This is a genomic window from Apibacter mensalis (assembly GCF_001418685.1).
In the GTDB taxonomy this organism is placed as follows: Bacteria; Bacteroidota; Bacteroidia; order Flavobacteriales; family Weeksellaceae; genus Apibacter; species Apibacter mensalis.
This window is the reverse complement of the sequence record NZ_LIVM01000004.1, coordinates 175,039-192,664: the sequence shown is the minus strand read 5'-3', so window position 1 is coordinate 192,664 and position 17,626 is coordinate 175,039. Positions and strand designations below refer to the sequence as shown.

Genomic DNA, 17,626 nt, shown 5'->3' with positions numbered 1-17,626 from the left:
GCATGTGTTAGGCCTCCCGCTAGCGTTCATCCTGAGCCAGGATCAAACTCTCCATTGTAATTTCTTCTTAAATTATCAATTTCATGGCCTCATATCCTCAAAAGAATCTTCCTTTAACTTCCAGGTTGTGTTTTGCTACTTTTTCTTTCGTAAGCTTTGTTATAAACTTTTTTATTTCAACGATCTTTATGCTCGTTCAGGTACTCTCTCTTCTCTTTTCTCTCTTCGTTATTCCTGACTTGCGGATGCAAAGATAGTTACTTTTTTTTTCTTCGCAAGTTTTTTTTAATCTTTTTTTCTTAAATACTTTGCCTAACCCCGCCTTCTTAACCCTAAATTAACTAGTTTTCAATTGTTTATATTCTGTATATACCTTAAACTTTTTTTTCTTTTTTTAATACTTCTAATTATTAGTCATTATATGTAAAGGTTAAATTAAGACTATCTTTGTAAAAAAAATATAATTAACAATATATAATATGGCTAAGGCTAAAACTACTTTTTTTTGTCAAAATTGCGGAACTCAATATTCTCAATGGCTAGGTCAATGCAAAGTATGTGGCGAATGGAATTCAATTGTTGAAGAAATAATTGAAAAAAGTTCCAACCATCCTATTTCTTCTCTTAGTTCCTCTTCTTCTAAAAATAAAATATATAGGATTCACGAAATTGAAACTAAGGATGAATTTCGTATTTTTTCTAATGATTCTGAATTGGATCACTTGTTAGGTGGTGGAATTGTTCCGGGCAGCGTTATATTGATTGGGGGTGAACCCGGCATAGGTAAATCCACTTTATTATTACAAATTTCTTTACAAATACCTAGAAAAGTATTATATGTTTCTGGCGAGGAAAGTAGTAATCAAATTAAAATGAGATCTGACCGTCTTGCTATTTCTAATTCTGAATGTTATGTTTTAACGGAAACGTCAACTCAAAAGATTTTAAAGAAAGCTCATGAGCTTCAACCGGACCTATTAGTCATAGATTCCATCCAAACTCTCCATTCTTCTTATATAGAATCTTCTCCGGGAAGTATATCTCAAATTAGAGAATGTGCTTCAGAATTAATTAAATATGCTAAGGAAACTTCTACTCCTGTATTTTTGATTGGACATATAACCAAGGAAGGTTCTATAGCAGGTCCAAAAATTTTAGAGCATATGGTGGATGTTGTTCTTCAATTTGAAGGGGACAGAAATTATGTATATAGACTTTTACGTGCTAATAAAAACAGATATGGCTCTACGTCCGAACTTGGAATTTATGAAATGTTATCTTCCGGACTGAGACAAGTAAAAAATCCGTCTGAAATTTTGTTATCGAAAAAAGATGTGAGTTTATCGGGGAATGCTATTGCTGTTACATTGGAAGGATTACGCCCTATGCTGGTTGAAATTCAAGCTCTGGTATCGACGGCTGTTTATGGAACTCCACAAAGGGTAACAACGGGTTTTGACGTTAAACGGTTGAATATGTTATTGGCTGTATTGGAAAAGCGTGCAGGTTTTCTTCTGGGAAGTAAGGATGTATTTTTAAATGTTACTGGTGGTATTCGTGTGGATGATCCTGCTATTGATTTAGCTGTTATCTGTGCTATTTTGTCTTCAAATGAGGATATTTCTTTGCCGGATAATTGTTTATTTGCCGGTGAAGTCGGATTAAGTGGGGAAATCAGGCCCGTTAATCGTATTGAACAACGTATCTTAGAGTCTGAGAAGCTTGGATATGATGTGGTTTTCATTTCAAAGTATAATAAAATTGATTGCAAGAAATATAATATTAGAATTGAATTGGTTTCTAAAGTTGAAGATGTTTATAAATTAATTTTCTAAGTGATTTGATCGTATTGGTTTTTTGATTAAATATTGTTTATTTTTATAGGCATACATTATTTACTTATGATTAGTAATGATACTATAATGATACTATTATAAAAGTGTTCTTACTTTTAATAAATGTAAATACTTAACAGTTTCATGATTAATAATTATGCTTCAATTTTATTAATTTAATGTTAAACATATTGTTTAAATACGACGTTTATTTTTAATTTTTTTTATATTTGTTCCACTACCTTCAAAATTTTATACTATGAAAAATAATAAATCTAAATATTCCACAATAATTATTACTGATAAAAATTCATTGGAAACAAAAATTTTTTCTGTTAAGAATAAGCATATTAAAAATATTTTTCTTTACAAAAAGATTTTATTTTTATCACTTTTAACCGCATTTTGTTTAGTGGCGGGATTGGTTAGCTACATAAGTTATGTATATTATCAAAAACAAAATTTGCATGTTAAAATTGCTGATCTTGAAAGTAAATTGGATACTAAAAAATTAAATGATATGATCATCAATCTTAATGAAGCTGAAAAGTCTTTATTAAAGATCGAGAGATATCTTAAAGATCGGCAAGTTAAAACACTACCTCCAGCTGATTCTCAATTTAATGTTAATAATGTGGGTGGGGAATATTATCCTGTTACTGATGCTAACTTAAATTTAATTGAATTTAAAAAAGAGAGAATTACTGATATTCTAAAAAAAATACAGTTTGTTCCTATTGGCTTGCCTCATGTTGGAAGAATTACTTCCAATTTTGGTGTTAGGGGAAATCCTATGAAAAAAGGTAAAGGCTCAGAATTTCATCCGGGGTTGGATATAGCGGGAAATATCGGGGATCCAATTCATGCTACTGCTAATGGTGTAATTACTTATGCCAGTGTGAAAGGGGGATATGGCAATTGCATTATGATAAAGCATCATTTTGGTTATGAGACATTATATGGTCACTTGTCTAAGATATTGGTTAAAAAAGGACAGATCGTCAATGCAGGGGATGTGATCGGAGAATTAGGGAGTACAGGCCGATCAACCGGACCTCATGTTCATTATGAAATTATATACAATAAGGAAAAAGAAAACCCAAATAATTATTTGCAGATTAACTAACTAAAAATAAATTAACTACTATGTTCCATAAAAAAAAAGCTGTTATTGATATCTCAATAGAAAACATTACTACTATTATAGCAGAGGATTGTAAAGTTGAAGGAAATATAGAATGTAAAGAATTTATTAGAATTGATGGACAAGCTTTAGGTAATGTCAATAGTACTTGTGGACTCGTTATAGGTCAAAAAGGAAGTATCAAAGGTGACATAAGAACTAAAGAACTTATTGTATATGGTCAAATTGACGGTGATATTTTTGTTGATAATCTTATGCTTAAAAATTCGGGTTCTATAATAGGCAATATGCAGGTAAAAAGTTTTCAAGTTGAAAATGGTGCCTTATATAAAGGCACCGTTAGTATGGAACAAAGCTCTATTTCTACGAATAAGAAAGAAAATAATTTATAAACGTGGTATAAAAATATTTTCATCAATTTTATAAGATTTTAATAGATTTAGGGTCTGGGATCTCCAATTTTATAGGCACTTCCTAAGGAGGAGTTTTTAGATATATATATGGTTAACCAACGATATAGGGTGTTTAATCTATTGCCTATAGAAACTAGTGATATTAAATGTATGGATGACCAGATTATCCATGCCGGTAAGCCTTTTAAAAATAAGGTAGGATGTATAAGGTCGGCTACGGCTTTATTTCTTCCAATGACTGCCATTGACCCTCTATCTTTATATCTGAATGGTTTAGGCTGAAAATTATTATTGGTTATTTGATTTATTAAATTATTAGCCAGATTTTTACCTTGTTGAATGGCAACTTGTGCTAATTGAGGATGTCCTGCAGAAAAATTTGGGTCGGTAGTCATTATACAGGTGTCTCCTATTGCATATATATTAGAAAACCCTTGAACTTTGTTATGCGCATCTACTTGCATACGTCTACCTTTTCCATATACTTCTTTAGGTATTCCTTCAAAAATTCTGGAGGTAACTCCAGCTGTCCAGATTATGGTCTTTGTCTCAATTTTATCTCCGTTAGAAAAATATATCGTATTTTCATCACAGTCTTTAACTTGGGTATTTACTAATATCTTCACCCCTAAATTATTTAAGGCCCGGTAAGCTTCTTTATGGGATTTATCACTCATAGGCCCAAGTAGTACGGGACTACCTTCTACCAAATATACTTGAATTTCACCTTTTAAATCTTTATAATCAACGTTTTCAATATAATTTATAATTTCACGTATAACTCCTGCAATTTCAACACCAGCAGGTCCTCCTCCGGTTATAACTATAGATAATAATCTTTTCTTTTCGATTAAATCGGTTTCTCTACTAGCGGCTTCTAATCTTTCTAAAAGAATATTTCTAAGCAATAATGCATCATTTAATGTTTTCATCGGAAAAGCATATTTTTCTAAATTTTCCATTCCGAAGTAATTACTTTGCGTTCCTGTTGCTATTATTAAAATATCATAATCTAACTCTCCATTAGATAGAACAACTTTATTTTCGTCGGATTTAATTTCTAATAATTCCGCCAATCGAAATTTAACATTCTTTTTATGTCTGATGAATCTGCGAAATGGATAGGTTATAGCTGCGGGATCCAATATACTTGAGCTTACTTGATATATTAATGGTGGGAAAAAATTATAATTGTTTTTATCGACTAAGGTAATTTCAAAATTAGAGTTATTGGATAATCTGGTAATAATATTAATTCCAGCAAAACCTCCACCTATTAATACGACTTTTTTCATAATTAGCACTAAAAAAATTAATTTAATATATGAATGCAAACACATTTATTTCTTAAGATCATAAACCATGTATAGCATACATTTTATCAAAGTTACTGTTTTTTTGTAAACTTATATAAACTTTTAATAAAAATTTAATGCTATCTTTGAATTTATTTTCAAAAATCATGATTCAAATAGAAGATACAATAATTTCTTTAGATGTTTTTCAGAAACAATTTGTTTGTAATCTAAATAAATGCAAAGGGATATGCTGTGTTGAAGGTGATTCTGGTGCACCGCTTGATGAGGCGGAACTACCGATTCTTGAAGATATATATGAACATGTATCGCCTTATTTAAGAGAAGAAGGAAAAAGAGCTATTGAAATTGAAGGTAAATATACTACTGATCTGGATGATGATTACGTTACTCCTTTAATTGAGGGTAGAGAATGTGCTTATGTTATATATGATGAAAACCAAGCTGCAAAATGCGCAATTGAGAAGGCTTATGAAGATGGTAAGATTAGCTTTAAAAAACCTATTTCCTGTCATCTGTATCCGATTCGTTTACAAAAATTACGAAAATATCTTGCGGTAAATTATGATGAATGGTATATATGTAAGGATGCTTGTATGTTAGGGAAAGAACTCAACATTAAAGTTTTCGAATTTTTAAAAGAACCCTTAATCAGAAAATTTGGCGAAAATTGGTATAATCAGTTACTCGAAGCTGAAAAACTTTTAGAAATTCAGTAAATAATTTGATTTTACTTTTCAAGCAACTTATTTATGGTATTTTGAATTTCAATATCTTTAGCCGATACTGCGTAATAGTTAGCAATTTTTCCTTTTTGATCTATCACCATATATCGTGGAATCCAATTTAACTCAATATACTCATTGAAAGGATTTTTCCAACCTACGGAAAACCAATAATTATCTCCTGAATTTAGTTCGTATTTAGTTATGCCTTTTTTCCATGCATCAAAATTTTTGTCTAAGGATAGATAAATAAAATCTACCTTTTTATTTTTTTCTTTAAGCACATGCGAATCAGTCATTTCCAAAATGCAATCTCTACACCATGATGCCCAAAATCTTATAACAGTAATTTTGCCTTTGTGTTTGTTTAGTACGGATTGCATGGTTATTTCATTATTTTCCGTATCTAGAACAACTTGTTTTAATGGTTCTTCTGAAAATTCTGTTTTAGAAATTGGTGGAACTTGTTGACTATAAACTAATAAAACGAATAGACTAAAAAATAGTACTGTAAGATTTTTTTTCATTTTATATCTTTTCAAATTTGAAGTTTTCACCAAGATATACTTGACGAACTACCGGATCATTTGCTAATTCTTCCGGATATCCTTCTTTTAATATGTTTCCTTCAAACATCACGTAAGTTCTATGTGTAATTGCGAGTGTTTGTTGAACATTATGGTCTGTTATTAGAATTCCTATATTTTTATTTACTAAAGAACGAACAACTTTTTGGATGTCTTCAACTGCAATAGGGTCAACTCCTGCAAAGGGTTCGTCTAGTAAAATAAATTTAGGATCGGTTGCTAAGCATCGGGCTATTTCGCAACGACGTCTTTCTCCTCCTGATAATAAATCTCCTCTATTTTTACGTACATGCTCTAAGCCAAACTCTTCTATTAAAGAATCCGTCTTTATTTTTCTTTCTTTTTTTGAAAGTTTAGTCATTTCTAATACTCCAACAATGTTATCTTCTACCGATAATTTTCTAAATATAGATGCTTCTTGAGCCAGATATCCAATTCCTTTCTGCGCCCTTTTATACATCGCATCTTGGGTTATATTAATCGTATCCAAAAACACGTTTCCTTGGGTAGGCTTTATTAACCCTACAATCATATAAAAAGAAGTAGTTTTTCCTGCTCCATTGGGTCCTAACAATCCCACTATTTCGCCTTGTTTTACAGTTAATGAAACATCTTTAACCACTCTTTTATTTCCGTATGTTTTTATTAAATGTTCTCCTCGTAAAATCATAGTTTTAAAAGTAGTTAAATTACAACGTTTTTTTCTATTACTCTTTACAATCTTAGAAATTATTTTTTCAATATTATTCTAAAAGTAGTTCCTTGATTAATTTCGGTATTTTGAACGAAAATTTTACCGTAGTGGTAATCCTCTATAATTCGTCTGGCCAATGACAAACCTAGCCCCCACCCTCTTTTTTTAGTAGTATATCCCGGTTTAAATATTTTTTTTACATTTTTAGATTCAATTCCTGTACCTTCATCAGAAATATCTATAAGAATATTTTTCTTACTATCATGGATTTGAAATTTGATTTTTCCTTTTCCTTTCATGGCATCTGCTGAATTTTTAATGAGATTTTCGATAACCCAACTATATAAAATATTATTTAATGAAATATATATAGGATAAGCAGGTGCATAAAATTCAAAACGAATTTGTTTGGACATTCTTTTTTTTAAGTACATAAATGTCTGTTTGGATAGTTCAACGATATCTTCTTTTTTTAAAGAAGGGGTCGAGCCTATTTTAGAAAACCTGTCAGTTATGTTTTGTAATCGATGTACGTCTTTTTCTATATTTCGTATCGGTTTCTGATCAATTTCTTCTGTCTTTAAAATTTCTAACCATCCCATAATGGATGAAAGTGGTGTACCTATTTGATGTGCAGTCTCTTTAGCCATCCCTGCCCAAAGCAAACTTTGTTCAGTTTTTTTTACGGTTTTGATATACCAATACGTAAACCATACAAATAGTGTTACTAATATAATTAATACAAAAGGATAATATCCCAACTGAGTAAGAAGTACTGAGTTCTTATAATATACGTATTGATTTCCAAAAGGTAATTTAATTAGAATTGGATAATACGATTCTGCCATTTCATTCAATTCTTCTTTTAATTTTAAAGAATCCGAAACAATCTTTTTACTTACATTTTTAGAATCAATGTAGTTTCCTTTTTCATCTACTAAAATAACGGGTATCGTAGTATTTTGCTCAATAAACTGCACTAAAAAAAATTGTGTTTTAGGGGGAATGTCTGTCTCAGTATTTAACAATTCCAATGTTTTGGCATAATTTGAAATTTTCACGGATTCTTCTTCTTTCAATTCTTTGACTTTACTGTTTGAAAGAATTATAATAAATAGAGCTACACAAAGAGCTAATATATAACCCAACCAATTACGTAATTGAACGTTTTTAAAAAAACTCATTTTCTGAATTTTATAAATTCATATATTAACCTATTACTAAACAAAAATTATTGGTTTAAAAAGGATAATCAATAGCAAAATTAACTTGCGGCTTAAGCAAATTAATATATTTAAAATACCATCGATCATTTTCGTCCCTTCTTGGGTCATGAAATCTATATGCAAAATCAAACCGAATGATAAAATTACTTATATCCCACCGTATTCCCCAACCTCCTCCAATTCCTAACTCTTTATAAAAGGAATTAAATTCGAATTTATTAAGGGAATTATTATTAATTCCCCAAACATTCCCTGCATCCGCGAATAAGGCTCCTTCAAATCCATTACTTAGAAAAGGAAACCTATATTCGATCTGTGTTAATAATTTAAAATTATCTATCGCTATTAATTCATAGCCATCTTTTCCACCTAATTTTGATGATCCCGGACCAAAACCAAATGATTTCCAAGCACGAACATCACTTGGTCCCCCTACAGAGTAGCTTCGATCAAAAGGCATACTAAAAGAATTTCCATAAGGAATACCTATTCCTGCAAAGAGTCTTGCATTAAATGATTTTTTTCCGGTAAAAATCCAGAATTTTCTTAGGTCAAAATCTAATTTAACATATTGTGAATAGGGAACTCCAAATATTTGCTTTATAGTTTTATTATTGGAAGTAGTAAAATCTTTGAGCGTTTTATTGAATACGGACAACAAATTACCTGCCAACTCTACTTGCGCTTTTAAATAAAAAGGGTGATTTCCCGGGAAATATCTTAAACGTTGATCGTATGTAAAATCATATTTAAATGATGAGATTAATACATTCTGCGTAAAGCGATAACGACGAAATTCCATTAAGTCGTAATCATTGGCTAAATCGATATGTGTAGATCTTAAATAGTCTTGAAAGTCTGTATTATTCTGGATTTGAAACAATAAATCATTATCATTATGGTTTTTATCGTATTCTTCCTTAGCTGAGGGATATTGTTGGAAATATAATCCATAGATATTATTTCTTACTTTACTATCCTGTGTATAAATATTGAAATAATTATTAGGATTTAAAAACTGGGTATACTGTAAATTCCAAAGTGTAATTTGATGTATGGTGGATCTGGTCGGATTAAAATTGTAGAGCAATCCTGTATTATAGTTTCTTTTATCAAGCCCTATATTATATTGCGCATTATATCCCAATGAAATTGCTGATGAAGGGCCCCAAGCTTTAGGTATGAAACTTTTTGCATTGAAAGGCAAAATAAGTTTGGGAAAGGACAGGCTAGCCTGTGCTGAAAGTTCTGATGCATTAAATATTTTATTATTATTATTTTTTTTGGATTTAATATTTCCTAATGAACCACCAAAACTTACGCTTAAATTCTCTGCTCCTCCGAAAAGGTTTTTTACAGTAAATGTAAGATTTGGAGTTACACCAAAGTTTACTACTCCTGAATTAAATGCTTCAAATCCTAATTCATAAGAATATTTATCCATGGGTGAAAGAATAATATTGGATATTAAGGTTGAATCAGAATCTTTTTCCGGAACTGTATTAAATCCTAAAATGTTAAAATTATTTACTTTATATATGTTTCTTCTGGTGCGAGTTTCCGAATTTAAGTTGTATGAATGACCTTTTTCAATGGCTAACATATCTGCCAATACTCTGTTTTTATATTTATTACCTAAATGGTTTACAATAAAGGCTATGGTATCTTTTGCCATAACCTTTGTTTTCTTACCATCAACTAACTTGACTATTTTTTTGGTACTAACATAAAAACTTGAATCTATAGTATTTTTACTATTATCTCTATTCTCATTATCTAAGAGTATTACATTTACTTTGTTGTATTTAAATCTTTTAAACTTATTCACTAGGGTATCTTTCTTTACGGTATCAGAGCTATTAGCAACACTACTTAATTGTTTTTTTTTGATAGATAATCTGACGGAAACATCATATACGTTTTTAGCTGTATCTACATAGTAAATTACTTCATCTTTAAGATCATTGAAACGATAATACCCCATATTCTTAAATCTATTCTCCAAACGAGATATCTCATTATCAATCACATAAGCATCTAACCTATCCCCTTTTTTAACATATGATCCCTTATTGAATATATTGTATATAAATTCATTTTTTGACAGTTCCTGTGAATGGGACCTTTTTTTCTTAGTTTGTCTTATCCTTTTTAAATAATGTGAATATAAGTCATCTTTTATTTCATCGGCAATGTCATACGTTATAGTGTCCATAAGCATTGGTCGCCCTAATTTTATTGAATACAGAACATGAGCTTTCTTTCCTGTTGTGATGATACTATCATTTACTATAGATTTTCGCCAACCTCTATTTTTGAAATATTGTTGTATATTTTTTGAGGAAGTTTTAGACACTAAGCTATCGACTAAAACAGGGGCCTCACCATTATTATAATAAAATCGATCAAACCATCTTGATTTGCCAATATAATTTTTCAAATTATACTTTACATAAAGAGAATCCAATAATTTTTGATTTCTTTGTTTTTGATTTACAGCATAATATTCTGCATAGACTGAATCAAAGGTAGGATTTGAAAAATCATATAACCACAATCCTAATGGAACTATGAAAAGTATTTTTTTATTAGATTTTTGTTTTACATAACTTTCCAATTCATCCTCAAATGGATTCTTATATTCATTAATGATTTCTTTTCCCTTTTTATTCAAAAAAGGGCTTCCGTAATTATCCAAATATGGTTTTCCCTTTTTATCAATATATTTATATTTATTGTCTATAAACAAATGTCCATTTTTAGGCACCTTGTTAGTTCTACATGAAAAAATGAGAAACAGTTGAACAAAAATCAATATCTTTACTATAATATTGTATCCTAATTTCATTTCTATGTTGTCTGCAAGTAAAATTAAACTTATTCAGTCTCTTTCAAAAAAAAAATATAGACAAAAATATAACTTATTTGTTGTTGAGGGCATAAAAAGCATCAAAGAATTTAGCTTCTCGAAATTTTCCATAAAAAGTATTTACAGCACTATTCCCATCCCTTTTTTAAATGAAAACCAATATCAAATCATCAATTTCGAAGATTTAAAAAAAATTAGTTTTTTAACTACTCCCCATGATGCTTTAGCCTTATTGGAAATACCCTCCAACAATATTAATTCATTCAAAGGAATTCAATTAGTATTGGATGAAATACAAGACCCGGGAAATCTTGGAACCATCATCCGTCTTGCAGACTGGTATGGAATTAAACAGATTATTTGCAGTAAAGGAACTACTGATGCCTATAATCCTAAGGCAGTACAATCTGCTATGGGATCTTTAAGCAGAGTCAATATTGTTTATACAGATATACATGGGGTATTAGCAAATTCCAAAATACCTGTATTAGGTACTGATATGAAAGGTGAAAATTTATATACAACCGAATTACCTGAAAATTTTTACATACTTATGGGTAATGAAGGAAATGGAGTTTCGAAAGAAATAAAATCTTTATGTACCCAAATTCTTACGATTCCCAGATTTGGTTCAGAGCAAAAAGCAGAAAGTCTAAATGTTGCCATGTCTACCGGCATAATCTTAAGTGAGTTCTATTCGAGAATTGAAAAATTAAAATGAAACAAAAAATGAAATGGAATTCTTATATATCTAAAAAATATCGTAACGATAGTAGCCTTTTTTATGAAATAATTGAAAACTTCGATTCTCTCGGTGAAATTATATTTCAAGAAAGAAATGTTTTACGTAAAATAGAACATTCTGTACTGGGAACCTTAGCGGTTAAATCTTTTAAAAAACCCCATCTTATTAATCAACTCGTCTATGCTAATTTTAGAAAATCTAAAGCCTCACGATCCTATTTTCATGCTGAAATTTTAACTTCAAAGGATATTAATACTCCTAAACCGATTGCTTTTTTTGAAGAAATAAATAAATTTAGAATTGACAGCTCTTTTTATTTTTCTAACTATTTTGAGTATGATTTTACCTTTAGGGAACTTATTGAAAAAAGAAACATGTTTGCTGATTGGGAATTTATTTTAAAAGAATTTGTTCAATTCATTTTTAATGTTCACGAAAATAATATCTTATTTCAAGACCTTTCTCCCGGAAATGTTCTAATAAAAAAAAATAATGAGAAAAAAACTTATTCTTTTTCTTTAGTTGACTTGAATAGAATGACTTTTCAATCCCTATCTTTAGATCAAAGGCTTCAAAATTTTATCAGGCTATCATTAACTGATGAAATGATTCCCATAATTGCAAAAGAATATGCTAAATATAGTAATGAAGATTTTAATTTAATTAGGAAACAATTGCATATAAAAAATAATAAATTTATTGAAAGGAAGGTAATAAAGAATAAAATAAAGAAATTATTGGGTAAAAATTCCTAATATATTTTATTTCTATTTTATTTAATCTAAAGTAAAAAATGATAATTGTGAAAAAATTTATTTATAAACTTTTTACATAAAATCAATAAAAATGACATTTTTATGAAAATATATACGAAAACCGGAGATGACGGAACTACAAGTTTATATGGCGGAAAGCGTGTATCTAAAAACAATATTCGTGTGCAAACCTATGGAGAAGTAGATGAGCTAAATTCATATATTGGATTGATCAGAAGCCATAATTCTTATAAAGAAATTGATGACCAATTGCAAAGGATACAAAATTCTTTGTTTAATTTAGGTGCTGAATTAGCCTCTCCTTCCGATCAGATGTTTTTTTCTAAGGGAAAAATGAAATTTTCTTGTTTAATTTCCGACCAAAAAATAGTTTTATTTGAAAAATGGATGGACGAAATGAGTGAAAAGCTTCCTCCTCAAAAAAATTTTATTATACCGACAGGAAACGTAATTACTTCTACTTCGCATATAGCACGAACAATATGCCGAAGGGCGGAAAGAAGTATAGTTTCGTTATGCGAGATTGAAGATATACGACCTATTTTACAGAAATATTTAAATCGTTTATCTGATTATTTATTTGTTCTTGCAAGATATTTTGGATATTTAGCAAACGAACCTGAAGAACTTTGGAGTCCAAATGAATAAAGCACTACTTTTTTTAAACGGAAAGAAACCCAATATACTTCCGAAAAATATTAAATCGTATTCAATAATCACCTGTACTGATGGAGCATACAGCAGATATGTAAAAAAATCACCTTTTACTGTTGATTATATTTCAGGAGATTTGGATAGTGTACCTTTATCAACTATCCCCTCATCAATCCCAATTATTGAAACACCGGATCAAAATAAAACGGATTTTCACAAGGCATTGGAACTTTTACTGGAAAAAGGTATAAAGAAAGTAGATGTATACGGAGGAAGCGGAAGGGAAAGTGATCATTTTATCGGTAACTTATCTACAGCTCTTTTCTTTAAAAATAAGCTTCTCATTACATTCTATGATGATTACTCAAAATTCTTTTTTTCAGATAAAATAACTAAAATTAAAGATGTTAAAGGTAAAATCGTTTCTTTGATTCCTTTTTTTGAGGCTAAAAACATTCGTACGAAAGGTTTACAATATCCATTATCTAATGAAAAACTTATTTTTCCACAAAGATTAGGTACACGTAATGTAGCTACCCATAATGAGGTGAGTGTTTGCTATGATAAGGGAGAACTATTGATTTATATTAGTCGATAATCTTCTTAATTTATTTCAAATGAATACTTGCCACTTTATTAGCTTTTATTTAAACTAATTTAATGAATAAAAAACATGTATATAATTGAACGCCAATAGCAAAGATCCTTCAACATTAACTGGGTATGAAAATATATTACCGACCTTCTTAAAATTTAAGTTGAAAATTCAATAAGGAACAAGATAGTCATTCCATGATCTTAATTTTCAATAACAAATCCTAAATAGATTGGATATCTATTTATATTTTATCAAATCAAATTAAAAAGGTTTTCCTCCCGACATTTGTTTTGCCATTGCCTGCATCATCATTCTCCCTTGAGGAGTTTGCATCATCTTCATCATTTTACTCATCTGTTCAAATTGCTTCAATAGCTGATTAATATCTTGTATGGTTCGACCGCTTCCCTTAGCTATTCTGTTCTTTCTGGATGTAGTTATGATAGCCGGGTTTCTTCTTTCTTCAGGAGTCATGGAATAAATTAATGCTTCAATGTGCTTGAAAGCATCATCGTCTATATTTATATCTTTTAATGCTTTTCCGGCACCCGGAATCATTCCAAGCAAATCTTTCATATTTCCCATTCTTTTAATCTGCTTTATTTGATTAAGGAAATCATCGAATCCAAATTGATTTTTTGCTATTTTTTTCTGAAGCTTTCGCGCTTCTTCTTCATCAAATTGCTCCTGAGCTCTTTCTACCAATGATACTACATCCCCCATACCTAAGATACGATCTGCCATTCGTGAGGGATAGAAAACGTCGAGAGCTTCCATTTTTTCACCGGTAGAAATAAATTTGATGGGTTTTTCAACGACTGTTCGTATTGTTAGAGCAGCTCCTCCACGAGTATCTCCATCGAGTTTTGTCAATACAACTCCATCATAATTCAACACATCATTAAAAGCCTTAGCTGTATTTACCGCATCTTGTCCGGTCATGGAATCAACTACAAACAGAGTTTCATTTGGTATAACCTTTTGATGGATGTTTCTTATTTCATTCATCATATTTTCATCAATCGCTAAACGCCCTGCCGTATCGATTATAACTACATTAAACTTATTTTGCTTAGCATATTCTATGGCATGGCTGGAAATCTCAACAGGATTTTTATTTTCAAATTCAGTGTATACTTCCACTCCTATCTGATCTCCTAACACTTTTAACTGATCGATCGCAGCCGGACGATATACATCACAGGCAACTAACAGAACTTTTTTTTGTTTTTTAGTTTTAAGATAATTAGCTAATTTACCCGAAAAAGTGGTTTTACCGGATCCTTGTAATCCAGCAATTAATACAATTGAGGGATTTCCGGATAAATTTACGCCTACATTATCCCCTCCCATCAGATCTGCCAATTCATCATGTACGATCTTAACCATTAACTGACCCGGCGTAACTGAGGTAAGCACGTTCTGACCCAAGGCTTTCTCTTGAATCTTTTTAGTCAAATCTTTAGCCACTTTATAGCTAACGTCAGCATCTACTAAAGCTCTTCTGATCTCTTTTACGGTTTCTGCAACATTAATTTCCGTAATCTTTCCTCTCCCGCTGATGTTATGTAAGGCTTTATCTAATTTATCTTGTAAATTCTGAAACATATCCGGTAATTATACTATTTATAGTAATTGCAAAAATAGGAAAGTTTTACGTAAATTAAAAATGTGTATTTCAGTAATTAGAATGAGCCTTTCTTTGTAAAAAAGGTTTTAAAATGTATATTTGCTTCTATATTAAACTATATAGAAAACGATATCGTGTTTACATGCATGATTAAAAAACTATCAAATTTTTAGCTATCATGAATAAAATTTTAATTACAGGGCACCAAAATCCTGATACGGATACCATTACTTCTGCCATTTCCTTTTCTTATTTGCAAAATACCTTAGGTAAAAATACGGAGGCAGTTGCTTTAGGCACACCCAATGAGGAAACTCAATTTGCTCTGGATTATTTTAAAATACATGCCCCTAGAGTCATATCCAGTGCTTCGGATGAAACGAATGAAATTATATTGGTAGATCATAATGAATTTCAACAATCCGTTTCAGATATTGAGGAATTGACTATTTTAGCTGTGATAGACCACCATCGTATTGCTAATTTTCATACTTCTTTTCCTTTATATTATCGCGCGGAACCCGTTGGATGTACCCAAACGATTATTTTAAAAATTTATAAGGAAAATTCGATAGAAATTCCTCCTGCTATAGCAGGCCTTATGTTATCCGGAATAATTTCCGATACTTTGTTATTTAAATCTCCTACTTGCACACAAGATGATATAAATGCAGCTTATGAATTAGCAAAAATTGCAGGAATTGAAGTTGAAAAATACGGATTGGATCTTCTTAAAGCCGGAACCAATCTTTCCAATAAATCTGCTGAAGAATTGATTTCTTTGGATGCCAAATCATTTGAAGTTAATGGAAAAAAAATACGTGTTGCTCAAGTAAATACTATTGATTATGATGACGTTTTTCTTAAGAAAAATAGTATAGAGACTGCTATATCCAATCAAATTAACCAAGAAGGATATGACTTGTTTTTACTTGTGGTAACCAATGTGTTGGATAGTGATTCAAAAATTTTAGCAAAGGGAAATGCTTCTCAGACTGCAGAAAAAGCTTTTGGAGTACAGCTAGATAATGGAGAAGCGTTCCTTAAAGGAGTAGTTTCCCGTAAAAAACAAATCATTCCCCAAATAACCGAAGCTTTGTCCTAAAAACTATATAATCATTTGTATATAAAAGCCGAGCACATGCAGGACGTCTGCATATACTTGGCTTTTTATTTCAAATTTATAACCGATGCTATTTGTTAAAATATTACTAATGAAAATTTTACACCATTTTCTTCATACTTATTACTATTCCGTAATGTAATGCTTCATGACTAATATTAAAATTTATAGCATCTTCAATAGAAGAAATCAAAATACCCATTTTCGTTTCAATTTCTGTGTAAGATTCAAATTTTTTTTCATTAAAATCCTCTTCCAGTCGATCTGCCGTGGTAATAAGCTTGCCTTTTAAGTAGTTAATTTCATCTTCAGTAATTACGAACCTGGGCAGGGTACCCTTTTGATAGTTTTCAATCCAATCATGGGTTATAAGTGGATTTAATCCTGACATTTTATAATGAAGGATTTGTTGGGAAACTAAAACATGGGCAACATTCCAAAAAATATTATTTTTAAATCCTTTAGGAATCATTTGTAATTGTTCTATATTCAAATCATCAATCTCATCTACTAAAGATTTACGATATTTTTTTAAAATTTCAAATTGTTTTTTCACCTCAAAAGAATTTTAACAAAAGTATTAAAGTTATTTAACTAAACAAACAGTATTAATTGTATCAGAATTTAAAATTGAAAAATCACTTATTATTTTATTGGCAGTTGATAAATCTTGATCTCCAGAAGCTTTACTCCTATATCCAATACAAAATATACCGGCTCTATTAGCAGCAATAACTCCTTGAGTTGAATCTTCAATAACAATACAATTTTCTTTGGGTTGTCCCGATAATTTTACAGCTTCTAAAAAAATAGTTGGATCGGGCTTAGAATTTGGGAAATCTTCCCCACTTACTATATGCTTAAAGTAAGGAAATAATCCAAAACGATCAAAAATTTTAGTTAATGTTACTCGAGCTGATGAAGTAGCTAATATTAACTGAAAGTTATCTTTATATAAGCTTTCGATTAGATTTCTGACACCGGGCAACAAATCCAACTCCTTATCTTCTTGAAAGATTTTATTAAAAATACTTCTTTTTTGCAGAACAAGTTCCTCAACCTTCTGTTTCAATCCATATTTTTGTTTCAAATTTTGATATAGGTTACGCGTAGATAACCCTCTAAATGTATCGTACTCTTCCTGAGATATATTCAATCCAATTTCATTAAAATGCTTTTTAAATGATAATTCATGAATGGGTTCGGTGTTAACTATTACCCCATCCATATCAAAGATAACTGTGTTTATCATAAGTTTATTTTATCTACGATTGCAGTGTATATTTTGCTC

At 30.3% G+C, this 17,626-nt stretch carries 18 protein-coding genes; 10 read left to right on the top strand and 8 right to left on the bottom strand.

Annotated elements, in window-relative coordinates:
- The 4 genes from ASC36_RS10940 to ASC36_RS04265 all read left to right on the top strand — a co-directional run.
- A partial coding sequence (locus ASC36_RS10940) for a hypothetical protein (RefSeq protein ID WP_221400562.1) occupies positions 1-238 on the top strand: 238 nt, incomplete at its 5' end.
- Positions 239-479: 241 nt separating this feature from the next.
- Positions 480-1,835, top strand: a complete 1,356-nt coding sequence (radA, locus tag ASC36_RS04275; protein WP_055425252.1) for a DNA repair protein RadA — start codon at positions 480-482, stop codon at positions 1,833-1,835.
- Between the two features lie 259 nt (positions 1,836-2,094).
- Positions 2,095-2,961: a M23 family metallopeptidase gene (locus tag ASC36_RS04270; RefSeq protein ID WP_055425251.1), complete on the top strand. Its 867-nt coding sequence runs from the start codon at positions 2,095-2,097 to the stop codon at positions 2,959-2,961.
- 20 nt (positions 2,962-2,981) lie between these two features.
- The gene (locus tag ASC36_RS04265) at positions 2,982-3,371 is read left to right on the top strand and encodes a bactofilin family protein (RefSeq protein ID WP_055425250.1); all 390 of its coding nucleotides are present in this window, start codon (positions 2,982-2,984) and stop codon (positions 3,369-3,371) included.
- A gap of 47 nt (positions 3,372-3,418) precedes the next feature.
- On the opposite strand, the gene ASC36_RS04260 is transcribed toward ASC36_RS04265, so the two are convergent.
- Positions 3,419-4,687, bottom strand: coding sequence for an NAD(P)/FAD-dependent oxidoreductase (locus ASC36_RS04260; protein ID WP_055425249.1), 1,269 nt, complete (start codon positions 4,685-4,687; stop codon positions 3,419-3,421).
- A gap of 167 nt (positions 4,688-4,854) precedes the next feature.
- Between ASC36_RS04260 and ASC36_RS04255 the strand changes: the two genes are divergently transcribed.
- Positions 4,855-5,427, top strand: coding sequence for a DUF3109 family protein (locus tag ASC36_RS04255; RefSeq protein ID WP_055425248.1), 573 nt, complete (start codon positions 4,855-4,857; stop codon positions 5,425-5,427).
- Positions 5,428-5,438: 11 nt separating this feature from the next.
- Here the strand turns inward: ASC36_RS04255 and ASC36_RS04250 are convergent, their stop codons facing one another.
- From ASC36_RS04250 to tamL, 4 genes are read right to left on the bottom strand one after another with little or no spacing between them, the layout of a single operon-like run.
- Positions 5,439-5,960, bottom strand: a complete 522-nt coding sequence (locus ASC36_RS04250; RefSeq protein ID WP_055425247.1) for a TlpA family protein disulfide reductase — start codon at positions 5,958-5,960, stop codon at positions 5,439-5,441.
- 1 nt (position 5,961) lies between these two features.
- Entirely contained in the window at positions 5,962-6,690 is a 729-nt protein-coding gene (gene lptB, locus ASC36_RS04245) for an LPS export ABC transporter ATP-binding protein (RefSeq protein ID WP_055425246.1), read from the bottom strand.
- 59 nt (positions 6,691-6,749) lie between these two features.
- Positions 6,750-7,898 carry a sensor histidine kinase gene (locus ASC36_RS04240; protein WP_055425245.1) on the bottom strand — a complete coding sequence of 383 codons (1,149 nt, stop codon included), beginning with the start codon at positions 7,896-7,898 and terminating at the stop codon, positions 6,750-6,752.
- Positions 7,899-7,953: 55 nt separating this feature from the next.
- The gene (tamL, locus tag ASC36_RS04235) at positions 7,954-10,788 is read right to left on the bottom strand and encodes a translocation and assembly module lipoprotein TamL (protein WP_055425244.1); all 2,835 of its coding nucleotides are present in this window, start codon (positions 10,786-10,788) and stop codon (positions 7,954-7,956) included.
- A gap of 4 nt (positions 10,789-10,792) precedes the next feature.
- Here tamL and ASC36_RS04230 point away from each other — a divergent pair, with 4 nt between their 5' ends.
- The 4 genes from ASC36_RS04230 (at position 10,793) to ASC36_RS04215 (ending at position 13,582) form a co-directional block, all read left to right on the top strand.
- The gene (locus ASC36_RS04230; protein ID WP_055425262.1) at positions 10,793-11,530 is read left to right on the top strand and encodes an RNA methyltransferase; all 738 of its coding nucleotides are present in this window, start codon (positions 10,793-10,795) and stop codon (positions 11,528-11,530) included.
- 8 nt (positions 11,531-11,538) lie between these two features.
- Entirely contained in the window at positions 11,539-12,309 is a 771-nt protein-coding gene (locus tag ASC36_RS04225; protein WP_073961212.1) for a hypothetical protein, read from the top strand.
- 102 nt (positions 12,310-12,411) lie between these two features.
- Positions 12,412-12,978, top strand: coding sequence for a cob(I)yrinic acid a,c-diamide adenosyltransferase (locus ASC36_RS04220; protein ID WP_055425242.1), 567 nt, complete (start codon positions 12,412-12,414; stop codon positions 12,976-12,978).
- Positions 12,971-13,582, top strand: coding sequence for a thiamine diphosphokinase (locus tag ASC36_RS04215; RefSeq protein ID WP_055425241.1), 612 nt, complete (start codon positions 12,971-12,973; stop codon positions 13,580-13,582). Before ASC36_RS04220 ends, ASC36_RS04215 begins: the two co-directional genes overlap by 8 nt.
- Before the next feature lie 261 nt (positions 13,583-13,843).
- Here the strand turns inward: ASC36_RS04215 and ffh are convergent, their stop codons facing one another.
- Positions 13,844-15,190, bottom strand: coding sequence for a signal recognition particle protein (ffh, locus tag ASC36_RS04210; RefSeq protein WP_055425240.1), 1,347 nt, complete (start codon positions 15,188-15,190; stop codon positions 13,844-13,846).
- 200 nt (positions 15,191-15,390) lie between these two features.
- Here ffh and ASC36_RS04205 point away from each other — a divergent pair, with 200 nt between their 5' ends.
- A complete protein-coding gene (locus ASC36_RS04205; protein ID WP_055425239.1) occupies positions 15,391-16,317 on the top strand; it encodes a manganese-dependent inorganic pyrophosphatase in 927 nt (308 codons plus the stop codon).
- A 118-nt stretch (positions 16,318-16,435) separates the two neighbouring features.
- On the opposite strand, the gene ASC36_RS04200 is transcribed toward ASC36_RS04205, so the two are convergent.
- The gene (locus ASC36_RS04200) at positions 16,436-16,891 is read right to left on the bottom strand and encodes a DinB family protein (protein ID WP_055425238.1); all 456 of its coding nucleotides are present in this window, start codon (positions 16,889-16,891) and stop codon (positions 16,436-16,438) included.
- 30 nt (positions 16,892-16,921) lie between these two features.
- The gene (locus ASC36_RS04195) at positions 16,922-17,587 is read right to left on the bottom strand and encodes an HAD family hydrolase (RefSeq protein ID WP_055425237.1); all 666 of its coding nucleotides are present in this window, start codon (positions 17,585-17,587) and stop codon (positions 16,922-16,924) included.
- Positions 17,588-17,626 lie beyond the last annotated feature (39 nt).